The sequence below is a fragment of the Paenibacillus sp. FSL W8-0186 genome (genome assembly GCF_037969765.1).
GTDB lineage: Bacteria > Bacillota > Bacilli > Paenibacillales > Paenibacillaceae > Fontibacillus > Fontibacillus woosongensis.
In genome coordinates, this window is record NZ_CP150207.1 from 1 (window position 1) to 12,148 (window position 12,148).

10 protein-coding genes are annotated in these 12,148 nt (G+C 47.9%); 8 read left to right on the forward strand and 2 right to left on the reverse strand.

All coding sequences use genetic code 11. From position 1 onward, the window contains the following. From dnaA to gyrB, 6 genes are all read left to right on the forward strand, one after another. The gene (gene dnaA / locus MKX50_RS00005; protein WP_213591803.1) at positions 1–1,347 is read left to right on the forward strand and encodes a chromosomal replication initiator protein DnaA; all 1,347 of its coding nucleotides are present in this window, start codon (positions 1–3) and stop codon (positions 1,345–1,347) included. Positions 1,348–1,635: 288 nt separating this feature from the next. Further along, on the forward strand, positions 1,636–2,778 hold the full coding sequence (dnaN, locus tag MKX50_RS00010; RefSeq protein ID WP_213591805.1) for a DNA polymerase III subunit beta: 1,143 nt from the start codon (positions 1,636–1,638) through the stop codon (positions 2,776–2,778). Between the two features lie 67 nt (positions 2,779–2,845). After that, complete coding sequence (yaaA, locus tag MKX50_RS00015; RefSeq protein WP_155613244.1) at positions 2,846–3,061, forward strand: S4 domain-containing protein YaaA; 216 nt, start codon at positions 2,846–2,848, stop codon at positions 3,059–3,061. A 66-nt stretch (positions 3,062–3,127) separates the two neighbouring features. Further along, on the forward strand, positions 3,128–4,240 hold the full coding sequence (recF, locus tag MKX50_RS00020; RefSeq protein WP_213591807.1) for a DNA replication/repair protein RecF: 1,113 nt from the start codon (positions 3,128–3,130) through the stop codon (positions 4,238–4,240). A gap of 16 nt (positions 4,241–4,256) precedes the next feature. Further along, positions 4,257–4,505, forward strand: coding sequence for an extracellular matrix/biofilm biosynthesis regulator RemA family protein (locus tag MKX50_RS00025; RefSeq protein ID WP_155613242.1), 249 nt, complete (start codon positions 4,257–4,259; stop codon positions 4,503–4,505). Between the two features lie 50 nt (positions 4,506–4,555). Beyond that, positions 4,556–6,469, forward strand: a complete 1,914-nt coding sequence (gene gyrB, locus MKX50_RS00030) for a DNA topoisomerase (ATP-hydrolyzing) subunit B (RefSeq protein ID WP_213591809.1) — start codon at positions 4,556–4,558, stop codon at positions 6,467–6,469. 85 nt (positions 6,470–6,554) lie between these two features. On the opposite strand, the gene MKX50_RS00035 is transcribed toward gyrB, so the two are convergent. After that, entirely contained in the window at positions 6,555–7,334 is a 780-nt protein-coding gene (locus MKX50_RS00035; RefSeq protein WP_339158091.1) for a YheC/YheD family protein, read from the reverse strand. A 341-nt stretch (positions 7,335–7,675) separates the two neighbouring features. Here MKX50_RS00035 and gyrA point away from each other — a divergent pair, with 341 nt between their 5' ends. Further along, positions 7,676–10,240 (forward strand): DNA gyrase subunit A, encoded by a 2,565-nt coding sequence (gyrA, locus tag MKX50_RS00040; protein WP_213591813.1) that lies wholly within the window; start codon positions 7,676–7,678, stop codon positions 10,238–10,240. Between the two features lie 83 nt (positions 10,241–10,323). Here gyrA and MKX50_RS00045 read toward each other — a convergent pair whose 3' ends face one another. After that, entirely contained in the window at positions 10,324–10,794 is a 471-nt protein-coding gene (locus MKX50_RS00045) for a DUF4871 domain-containing protein (RefSeq protein WP_244996473.1), read from the reverse strand. Positions 10,795–11,007: 213 nt separating this feature from the next. Between MKX50_RS00045 and MKX50_RS00050 the strand changes: the two genes are divergently transcribed. After that, positions 11,008–12,117 (forward strand): HD-GYP domain-containing protein, encoded by a 1,110-nt coding sequence (locus tag MKX50_RS00050; protein ID WP_339158093.1) that lies wholly within the window; start codon positions 11,008–11,010, stop codon positions 12,115–12,117. The last annotated feature ends 31 nt before the right edge of the window (positions 12,118–12,148 follow it).

Genomic DNA, 12,148 nt, shown 5'->3' on the forward strand with positions numbered 1-12,148 from the left:
GTGGACAGCCATACCTCCGAAATATGGCAGCATATCTTATCTATTATTAATTCCAAGCTAAGCAAACCCAGCTTCGACACCTGGTTCAAAGCAACGAAGGTGGTGTCTCTCACCGACGACTCGATCGTTATATCCGCCCCGACGACATTTGCCGTAGAGTGGCTGGAAAGCCGGTATACCAAGCTGGTTGCGACAACTGTATATGAATATCTCGACAGGCAGGTCGATGTCTCCTTTGTGATTGAGGAATCGGCCCCTGCAGAGCAGACCCAGAAGCAGAAGGAGACGCCGGCGCCGATCGCAATGGAAGAGCCCATTTCCCATATGCTTAATCCGAAATACACGTTTGACACCTTCGTAATTGGATCGGGCAACCGTTTCGCTCATGCCGCCTCCCTTGCCGTTGCGGAAGCGCCTGCGCGTGCTTATAACCCGCTTTTCCTATACGGCGGCGTTGGTCTCGGCAAGACCCATTTGATGCATGCCATCGGCCACTATATTTTGGAGCATAGTCCCAGCAGCAAAGTGGTTTATATCTCCTCGGAGAAATTTACGAATGAATTCATCAACTCGATTCGGGACAACAGAGCCGAGAGTTTCCGCAATAAATACCGGAATATCGACATTCTGCTCATTGACGATATTCAATTTTTGGCGGGCAAGGAGTCTACACAGGAGGAATTTTTCCATACCTTCAACGCCCTGCATGAAGAACGCAAGCAGATTATCATTTCCAGTGACCGGCCGCCAAAGGAAATTCCTACGTTGGAGGAACGGTTAAGATCACGGTTCGAATGGGGATTGATCACCGATATTCAACCGCCGGATCTGGAGACGCGGATTGCGATTTTGCGCAAGAAGGCGAAAGCGGAGAATTTAGACATTCCGAATGAAGCGATGATGTACATCGCCAATCAAATCGACACGAACATTAGGGAGCTTGAAGGAGCTTTAATACGGGTTGTTGCCTACTCTTCCCTGATTAACCAGGACGTGACCACCCATCTGGCCGCTGAAGCATTGAAAGACATCATCCCATCCAGTCGTCCCAAAATGATCACCATTCAAGACATTCAGCAAAAAGTCGGCGAATACTATAATTTGAAAATCGAAGATTTCAAAGCGCGTAAACGAACCAAAGCGATCGCCTTTCCGAGGCAAATCGCCATGTATCTATCGCGGGAGCTTACCGACTTCTCATTGCCGAAAATCGGCGACGCCTTTGGCGGCCGAGACCATACAACCGTCATCCATGCGCATGACAAAATCTCCCAAGCCCTGAAGACCGACCAGGAATTATACAAAATCGTGAACAACCTGATCGAAAAAATTAAAAATTTATCCTGAATAAGCTTTAAGCCTATGCACATTCTATGCACATGTGGATAGGCTTCATTTCATATAAGTAAGGGTGTTATCCACATATTCAGTGCCCCTACTACTTCTTCTATTATTTTATAAAGATATATCATCATAAATAAGCGGCTTAAAGCCGCAAGCGAAACAGAGCCAAAACTTCATCGTCAACCAAGGCACCGCAAAATCTCACCCTTTTTGCCGATATTGAAATGTATGCATTGGGGACAACTTTTATGACATGAATGGCTACATAAAATTTTGTTAGGAGTTGAAATTATGAAAATCCGTATTCTTAAACATGAATTAAACGAATCCATTCAACACGTTTCCAAGGCGATTTCCAGCCGGACAACGATTCCCATATTGACAGGCATCAAGTTAGAGGTAAATTTTCAAGGCATGACGCTAACTGCGAGCGATACTGATATTTCGATTCAAGCCTTCATTCCAGCCGAAGATCACGATAAGCAAATCGTTCAGATCGAACGTCCGGGCAGTGTCGTTTTGCCGGCTAAGTTTTTCGTAGAGATCATTAAGAAGCTTCCTTCCCAAGAAATTGAAATGGAGGTCAAAGAGGGCTTTCAGACCCTTATCCGTTCAGGCTCCACAGATATCCAAATGGTCGGATTAGATCCTGAGGAATTCCCTGTGCTGCCAAGCATCGAAGAGGATCAAGTCATCATGATTCCGGGCGACCTGCTCAAGAACATGATCAAGCAAACGGCTTTTTCAATTTCAACGAACGAAACATCGCCGATCTTGACCGGTATACTCTGGAACTTAAGTGACAGCCATTTTAAATTCGTCGCTACCGACCGTCATCGGCTCGCCAGCCGTACAGCAGTGTTAGCTGATGCTGATAATATCCGGTTCAGCAACATCGTCATCTCGGGTAAAACGCTGAATGAGCTGAGCAAAATTATCCCCGATCAGAACACGATAATCGAAATTGTCGTCGCAGATAATCAAGTGCTGTTTAAAATCGACCGTATATTGTTTTATACCCGTATTTTGGATGGGACATATCCGGATACTTCCAAGATTATTCCGACAACTTATAAAACAGAACTCGTTCTCGATACGAAGAAATTGAGCGATTCTATCGACCGCGCCTATTTGCTATCCCGTGAGGAGAAGACGAATATTGTTCGCCTGCAAACGATGGATGACGGAACGATCGAAATCTCCTCCAGCTCCTCCGAGCTCGGGAAGGTTACGGAACAGCTGGATGTCGCTAAATTTGAAGGGGACCCGCTGCGGATTTCTTTTAACTCAAAATATATGCTCGACGTGCTGAAAGTGGTAGAGAGCCAGCAGCTGCATATCGGCTTTACGGGCGCCATGAGCCCAATAATTATCAAGCCTTTGGACGACAGCCAAAGCTTGTACCTGATCCTTCCTTACCGCACGACGAATTAATGGCTGATCAGGGCGGGCTTCAAGGTCTTGACGCCAAGCACGATTAAGAGAAAGGAAGAACCTAGACATGAAGACAGTCGGAATATCGACCGAATACATTAAGCTCGATCAGTTTCTGAAACTGGCGGATTGCGTACCTACGGGAGGCATGGCCAAAGCACTGCTGCAGGAGGCAGCTGTCAAGGTGAACGGCGAACCGGAGGATCGGCGGGGCCGCAAGCTGTATCCCGGGGATACGGTGGATGTGGAAGGATGCGGCGTGTTTCAGGTGGCCAAGCAATAAAGTCCCTTGACTGCATGCCATATTCGTTCATATGGTGCAGCGGGAAGGAAGGGGGCTTAAGACCGCATGTACGTGAATCATCTACGGTTGGAGAATTACCGGAACTATACAGCGCTTGAACTGAACGGCTTTGGTAATGTCAATTTGCTAATCGGCCGAAATGCGCAGGGGAAGACCAATCTGCTGGAATCTCTTTTCGTGCTGGCGTTGACCAAATCGCACCGTACCTCGAAGGATAAAGAGCTGATCGCCTTCGGCAGCGACCATGCGGTCATCGCCGCAGAGGTGGAGAAGAAATACGGCACGCTGAACCTGGAGCTCCGCTTATCCCAGCAGGGAAAAAGGGCCAGGCTAAACAGTCTGGAGCAGCGCAAGCTCAGCGATTTCATCGGCGCCTTGAACGTCGTCATGTTCGCTCCGGAGGACTTGGAGATCGTCAAGGGAACGCCAGGAATTCGCCGACGGTTCCTTGATATGGAAATCGGCCAGGTTCAGCCAAGCTATCTGTTCCATCTTCAGCAATACCAGAAGGTGCTGATGCAGAGAAACAATTTGCTTAAACAGGCTTATGGAGCCGGGCCCGAAATGCTGACGATGCTGGAGATTTGGAATGAACAGCTTGCGGAGCATGGTGTTAAAATTATCAAAAGAAGGAAACAATTTATAAGAAAGCTGCAAAAATGGGCGGAGCAGATTCATGAAGGCATCACAGGAGGCCTCGAAAAGCTGGAATTATCCTATTTGCCTTCCTTCGGAGAGGCCGAGGAAGAAGATGAAGCTGTCCTAATGGAGCAATTTATGATAAAGTTATCACAAATGAAAGATCAGGAAATACGCCGTGGCATGACGCTTTCCGGGCCGCACCGCGATGATTTGGCATTTCATATCAACGGGAATGAAGCCCAGGTATACGGCTCCCAGGGACAGCAAAGAACGACGGCATTGTCGCTAAAGTTAGCAGAAATCGAGTTGATCCATGAAGAGATTGGGGAGTATCCGATCCTTCTGCTCGATGATGTGTTGTCTGAACTTGATCCATATAGGCAAACTCAATTGATCGAGACTTTTCAGAGTAAAGTGCAGACGTTCATCACGGCAACGGGCATTGAGAGCATCAATGCGGGCCGGCTGCAGGACGCCAGCATTTTTCATGTGCAGGAAGGACAAGTCAATTCATAATGGGCGGGGGAAAGAGATGTACATTCACTTAGGTGGTGAGAAAGTAATTCTCTCTTCAGAGCTGGTGGCCATCTTCGATATTTCCATTGAGAAATCCTCGAAGATTTCCAAGCAGTTCGTTAGCCACGCGATCAAGGAGAAGAATGTGCAGCGCATCGGAGAGGAAGAAGCCAAGTCGATCGTAGTGACGAAATCTACGGTCTATTATTCGCCAATTTCTTCCGCGACGCTGAAGAAGAAGGCCAATATATCTTTTGCTATTTAACTGCCCCGCTTTGCGGGGATTTGAATCTATAGAAGTAGGTGAATGAAGGCATGTCGATGAACGAACAATCGTATGACGAGAGTCAGATACAGGTGCTCGAAGGCCTGGAGGCCGTTCGTAAGCGGCCCGGTATGTACATTGGTTCAACCAGCTCCCGTGGACTGCACCATTTGGTGTGGGAAGTCGTGGACAATAGTATTGACGAAGCGCTTGCCGGTTATGCAGATACGATCGACGTAACGATTCATCCCGATAACAGCATTACCGTATCGGACAATGGACGCGGCATCCCTGTCGGGGAGCATCCGAAAATGAAGCGCTCTACGCTTGAGGTTGTCATGACTGTCCTGCATGCCGGCGGAAAGTTCGGCGGCGGCGGCTATAAAGTGTCCGGCGGTCTGCACGGCGTCGGCGTATCCGTTGTTAACGCCCTTTCTTCGAAGCTAATCGTCCAGGTACGGCGGGACGGCCATGTATACATGCAGGAATATCATCGCGGCGTGCCGCAGTTTGATCTTCGCATCATCGGTGAAGCAGGCGAGCATACCGGAACGAAGACGACATTTTATCCTGATCCGGAGGTTTTCACGGAGACGACGGTATATGACTATAATATTTTGCTGACCCGTATTCGCGAGCTGGCCTTCTTGAACAAAGGCATCAATTTGTCTTTGACGGACGAGCGAACGGGACAATCCGAACGGTTCCACTATGAGGGCGGAATTATCGAATACGTGAAATATTTGAACCAGAACAGGGAAGTTCTTCACGAAGAGCCGATTTATGTCGAAGGGCAGCGCGATATGATCGTGGTGGAGGTAGCGCTGCAATACAATGACAGCTATACGGAGAATATTCACTCCTTCGCGAACAACATCAATACGCATGAAGGCGGGACGCATGAATCCGGTTTTAAGAGCGCATTGACCCGGATCATTAATGATTATGCCCGTAAGAACAATATGATCAAGGATAACGACTCCAACCTGACCGGCGACGATGTGCGCGAGGGTCTGACGGCGATTATTTCTGTCAAAATCCCTGAGCCTCAGTTCGAAGGCCAAACGAAGACGAAGCTTGGGAACAGCGAAGTCCGGGGAATCGTTGAATCGTTATTTGCTGAAAAGCTGCAGGAGTTCATGGAAGAGAATCCAGCCGTCTCACGCCGGGTTCTAGAGAAAGCGCTGCAGGCTTCAAGAGCTCGCGAGGCGGCACGGAAGGCCCGTGAGCTGACGCGCCGGAAGAGCGCGCTGGAAGTAAGCGCACTTCCAGGCAAACTAGCAGACTGCTCCTCTAAGGATGCTTCGATCAGCGAACTGTACATCGTCGAAGGGGACTCCGCCGGCGGATCAGCCAAGCAGGGACGGGATCGGCATTTCCAAGCGATTCTGCCGCTGAGAGGTAAAATTCTTAACGTAGAGAAGGCCCGTTTGGACCGTATTCTCGGTAATGCGGAAATTCGGGCGATTGTTACGGCGCTAGGGACGGGGATCGGCGAAGAGTTCGATCTTGCCAAGGCTCGTTATCACAAGGTGATCATCATGACGGATGCGGATGTTGACGGTGCGCATATCCGTACCTTGCTCTTAACCTTCTTCTTCCGTTACATGCGAAAGCTGATTGAGGCTGGCTATATTTATATCGCACAGCCACCGCTCTTCAAGATTGAGCGGAACAAAACAATACGCTATGCCGGCTCGGAACAGGAGCGCGATGAAATCATTGCTGAGTTCGGTGAGAATGCCAAAGTCAACGTGCAGCGCTATAAGGGACTAGGCGAGATGAATGCTGAGCAGCTCTGGGAGACAACGATGGATCCCGAGAGCCGTACGATGCAGCAGGTATCCATTTCCGACGCGATTCAGGCCGATGCGATCTTCGATACGCTGATGGGCGATAACGTTGAACCTCGCCGTGATTTCATTAATGAGCACGCTAAGTACGTGACGAATCTGGATATATAAGCAGAATACAAGGTGCTGTCTTGTCATGGACAGCACCTTTTTTAGGTGGATAGGTGGTCGTGATTATTAGCCGCTCTGCCATGCCTTACTTTGCGGATTTAAGCCTTCCGTAGGCTACTGCATATCGCCGAACCTTTTTGTAAATCCCTTTATCCTGCAGCCATTTGAAGGGAAATAGTGCAGGCTTCGTATTGACCTCCAGTATCCACACCCGGAAATTCTCATCGATGGCAAGGTCAAGGCCAATCTCCTTAATGCGGGGATATTTGCGCGATAGCTGCGATGCTGCGCTAACTCCGAGAGCTTTCATTTCCTTGTATAGGTTGTTGAACTGTGCAGGCGTCAAATAAGGACCCAGCAAATCCTCGATCGGCAGAACCGTTCCTCCGCTATGATGATTGGTAACAATTTTATTGGGGGCGGCGATGCGACCAATGAATGCTGTAGTCTCCCATGTCTTCTGGGGCGTTTTTTGCACAAGGGCGCGGATATCAAATTTTCGGCGCCTATGGGTTAATAGCGAAATTCCTTTTTGGAGCAAATATGTTTTTTGACCGATTTTCTTTTTGATGGCTTGATGAAGGGCTTCTATACTTGGATAAGTTTCGGTTTGGGTCTCAAACTTCAGTTTGTACGACAGGGCAGCGTTCTCGTCAGCATCATCTTTCCATTTTTCTACACACATAACGCCAATGCCGTAAGTTCCGCAATCCGGTTTGATGTACACCATATTATAGGCGCCTAGCATGTCTTGCAGGTGGGCAAGGGAGTATTTACGTGTCTCCGGAATATAGGGCAGAATATGATCTTTTTTGTTCAATGCTTTGGTCTTTTCCCATTTGCTTGCAACTCGCTGAATCGCCAATTCATCTTCCTTCCTTTCTTGAAAGGTTTGTTGTACATTTTCTTCATGGATGAAAACATAGGACAGAAGAGATAAAAAATGATATAATTATGTGATGTAGGAATCTTGTTAGTTCATTGGCGTGTAAAGAAAATGCCTATATCCGTAGTATATGAACGAAAGCAGCAATGGGAGTGGACACATCACTATTTTTCAGTCATAACGGGTAGATTACCGGGAAAACAAATACGTTTAATTGTGCTTAAAATGTGAAAGTAATATAATAGGTACTAGTGGCTTACCGGTTTTTTCAAGGTTTTCCCGAACATAGGCATTTGGATAGAATTTGAAGGAGGTCCAGCATGGCGGAAGAAAAATTTTCGCAAATCATAGATCGGGACATTAATGTGGAAATGCGCGAATCCTTTATGGATTATGCGATGAGCATTATTGTCAGCCGTGCTCTGCCAGATGTTAGGGATGGCTTAAAGCCGGTGCATCGTCGTATTCTATATGCGATGTCCGAGCTTGGGATGTATCCCGATAAGCCGTATAAGAAGTCGGCGAGAATCGTCGGCGAAGTTATTGGTAAATATCATCCGCACGGGGATTCGGCAGTATATGAAACGATGGTCCGGATGGCCCAGGATTTCTCTATGCGTTACATGCTTGTAGAAGGTCACGGCAACTTCGGTTCTATAGACGGTGACTTTGCTGCGGCAATGCGATATACCGAAGCGCGCTTATCCAAGATTGCGATGGAGATGCTGCGCGATATCAATAAAGAAACGATCGATTTCATGCCAAACTATGATGGTGAAGAGCATGAACCGGTCGTGCTTCCGGCACGGTATCCGAACCTGCTCGTTAACGGGGTATCCGGTATTGCGGTTGGTATGGCGACGAATATTCCGCCGCACAATCTAGGCGAGGTCATCGACGGAGTTCAGGCGATGATCAAGAATCCGGATATCGACTCGCTAGAGCTGATGGATTACATCCAAGGCCCAGATTTCCCAACTGCCGGTTATATTATGGGGCGTTCAGGCATTCGCCAGGCATACACCACTGGTCGCGGTTCCGTGACCATGCGAGCCAGAACGACGATCGAAGAGAATAACAATAAAGCACGCATTATTGTGGACGAGCTTCCTTACCAAGTGAATAAGGCCAGACTCGTTGAGAAGATCGCTGAACTCGTTCGCGAGAAGAAGATCGACGGAATTACCGATTTGCGGGACGAATCCGACCGTAACGGGATGCGCGTAGTCATTGAGCTGCGCCGTGACGTCAATCCGAATGTCGTGCTGAACAATTTATATAAGCATACGTCCTTGCAGAGTACTTTTGGCATTAATATGCTTGCGATTGTAAACAATGAGCCGAAGATTCTGACCCTTAAGGAAGTTCTTCATCATTATTTGCAGCATCAAGTAGATGTTATTCGCCGCCGGACGGAATTCGAGCTGAAGAAAGCGGAAGCGCGTGCTCATATTCTGGAAGGATTGCGAGTTGCACTTGATAACCTGGATGAGGTCATTGCCCTGATTCGCGGATCGCGTACGACGGAAATTGCCCGTACAGGGTTAATGGAGCGGTTCGGGCTCAGCCAGGAGCAAGCCCAAGCGATTCTCGATATGCGTCTGCAACGCCTGACTGGCTTGGAGCGCGAGAAGATCGAGGAAGAATATAATGAGCTTCTGCAGAAAATCGCCGAGTATCGCGAGATTCTTGCGAACGAATCCCTCGTTCTGCAAATTATCAGCGATGAGCTTCAAGAGATTCGCGAACGCTTTGCCGATCCGCGCCGTACGGAAATCACGGTCGGTGCAGAGAGCATTCTAGATGAGGACTTGATTCCGCAGGAAGATGTCGTCATTACGATTACACACACCGGCTATATCAAACGTCTGCCATTGACCACTTATCGCAGTCAGAAGCGCGGCGGACGGGGTGTCGTGGGCATGGATACGAAGGATAATGACTTCGTGGAGCATCTGTTCGTAACGAATACGCATCATTACTTGATGTTCTTTACGGATCGAGGCAAAGCGTATCGCCTGAAGGCCTACGAAATTCCAGAGCTCGGCCGGACAGCGCGCGGGACGCCGATCATTAACCTAATCCAGATTGAACAAGGGGAGACGGTTAACGCAGTTATTCCGGTAGAGAAGTTCGACGAGGAGAAGTACCTATTCTTCGCGACACGCCAAGGGATCGTCAAGAAGACGCCGCTGGAGGACTATGTCAACATCCGCAGAGGCGGACTGATCGCCGTGAACCTGCGGGAAGACGATACGCTGATCGACGTAAGACTTACCGATGGCGAGCAAGAAATGATTATGGGGACGGCCCAAGGGATGTCCATTCGTTTCCCGGAAAGCGATGTCCGCTCTATGGGCAGAGCAGCTACCGGGGTGAAAGGCATCACGCTTGATGAGGGGGATACACTAATCGGTATGGATGTTATCGTCCCTGATCAGGATATCCTGATCGTAACGACCAAAGGTTACGGTAAGCGCACCCCTGTCTCCGAATATCGGGTTCAGAGCCGTGGCGGTAAGGGAATCAAGACGATTAACGTTACGGAGAAGAACGGTCCAGTCGTCGGCCTGAAGGTTGTTAAGAATGATGAAGACTTAATGATTATTACCAGCAGCGGTACGCTCATTCGTACGAGCATGGAAGGCATTTCGACCATGGGACGTAATACGCAGGGCGTGAAGCTGATCAATATTCGCGAGGACGATGCTGTTGCTACCGTCTGCCGCTCAGACAAGAGCGAAGAGCAGGACAGTCATGAGAATGATGAGGATAGCCTCGAAAGTGTATTAAGCCCAGAAACGGCAAACGCCGAAGATCATGGCGGGGTAGATGAAGTAGACGAGGCAGATCCAAATGGTGACATGGATTCATCCGAAGAATAAACAGGCTGCTTCTCGCAGCATAATTATAATAAGCGGTACCCCGACGGGGGGCCGCTTATTTGTATTTAAAACAATAAAACAATTTAACTCTCATGTACTTGCACAAATATCGTTCCAAATAGAGAATCTCCAACATAAGCGTCCATCTTCCACATCCCCTTCGCAGGCAATGACATTTGCGATGGAATATGACGATCTGCTCCATTGTTAGCAGAGCCCAGAGAAAGATCCTCTAACACCGTTACGGGTTCACCGCCGTTTTCAGGGCTTGCAACCACCTTGAATTTTCCGTTCAGTTCCTGTTCATCGCCCCATAAATGCCACATATATTTTTGGACCTTATTAGGTTTGAATCTCATAACATCTGAATCGTCAAATAGAAATCCAATTCGGCCTTCTTCTCCAATCATAGAGTAGCCATTCGATTGAAAGAGCGGGCTCTCCTCCCAGGGTTGCGATTCGCTATTCAGGCTGTCCGCACTTTTCATACAGCCCGTCATGGTAACAACGATCAAAATCAAAAATACCGATATGCCCCATCTTTTAACCAACACAATCCCCTCCTTTTGGTAAATAGACGCGGAAAACCATGTTTTGTTACGCATAAAATTTAAATAAATAACCTATTAAGATATCTTTTATGAAAAGGAGATTGTTGGGGCAATCCAGCCATACTATAATAATGACAATAGTACTATTTTGCTGGTAATTACTACTAAATATATAGGGAGTATATCCTAAATAGAGAGTTGAGGAGAGAGTGTGGAATGAATAAGATCCCTGTGACAGAACTGAAGCCCGGGTTAAAAATCGTAAACAACGTATACAGTCCCTTAGGCGGATTATTACTGCAAAAGGGGAAGGTGCTGTTGCCGAGGGATTTGGATATTTTACGCGCATTCCTGATTTCGGCGGTAGAAATCGAGGAGCCTTTTAAATCCTCGAACTCGAGTGAGGCTAATACGGCTAAACCCACTCAGGAGAGAGCAAAGGCCGAAAAGGCCCCCTCGGCTCTTGCAGAGTCAGAAAATGAACATACAATCAGCATGCTTCATCAAGAGTATGACCGGATGCTGCACTTAACGAAAAGTGCTTTCCAGTCCGTATTGGCTGCCGAGCTTCCCATCTATGAGCTGCGACGTCAGTTGGAGGCTTTGCTCAGTCAATTGAAGTATTATAAAGTATTGACGTTTACGCCGCGTAATATGAATGAATATGATTACCTGTACCATAATGCCATTCTTTCCGCAATGACGTCTTATTTACTTGCCCAGTGGCACGGCTTGCCGCAAAAGGATTGGATGCAGGTCGCCTTTGCCGGTCTGTTGCATGACATCGGGAACACGAAGATTGATCCACTCATTCTGTATAACCCGAATTCCCTTACGGAGAGCGAAGCCGAAGAAATGCGCATGCATACGACGTACGGATATCAACAACTTCGAAAAACGTCAGCCATCAATGAAGGGGTTCGTCTCACGGCGCTGCAGCATCATGAGAAAATGGACGGTTCCGGATATCCGTTTCATTTGATGGGAGACAAAATACATATTTATGCAAGGATTGTAGCGGTAGCTGATATATTCCATGCAATGACCCTTAACCGGAGGTACCGTAAAGCGCAATCCCCATACTTGGTTCTGGAGCAGCTAAAGTCCGAAGCATTTGGCAAGCTGGATCCGAGTATCGTACAGACCTTCGTCGAAAAGGTTACGCAGTTCCATAATGGCATGAAAGTGCTCCTTAGCAACGGTAAAACGGGTGAGATTGTATTCTCCGACCGCAATCATCCTACCCGGCCGATGGTATCGGTTAACGGTGAAATTTATAATTTGATGCAGGACACCAGTTTGCATATTGAGGAAGTTCTTTCCTAGGCTTGCTTTTAGGATAGAAAATAGGATATAG

Coding starts and splice junctions, on each gene's coding strand:
- dnaN (WP_213591805.1), top strand. CDS start 1,636: ATGAAAATCCGTATTCTTAAACATGAATTAAACGAATCCATTCAACAC.
- yaaA (WP_155613244.1), top strand. CDS start 2,846: ATGAAGACAGTCGGAATATCGACCGAATACATTAAGCTCGATCAGTTT.
- recF (WP_213591807.1), top strand. CDS start 3,128: ATGTACGTGAATCATCTACGGTTGGAGAATTACCGGAACTATACAGCG.
- MKX50_RS00025 (WP_155613242.1), top strand. CDS start 4,257: ATGTACATTCACTTAGGTGGTGAGAAAGTAATTCTCTCTTCAGAGCTG.
- gyrB (WP_213591809.1), top strand. CDS start 4,556: ATGTCGATGAACGAACAATCGTATGACGAGAGTCAGATACAGGTGCTC.
- gyrA (WP_213591813.1), top strand. CDS start 7,676: ATGGCGGAAGAAAAATTTTCGCAAATCATAGATCGGGACATTAATGTG.
- MKX50_RS00050 (WP_339158093.1), top strand. CDS start 11,008: ATGAATAAGATCCCTGTGACAGAACTGAAGCCCGGGTTAAAAATCGTA.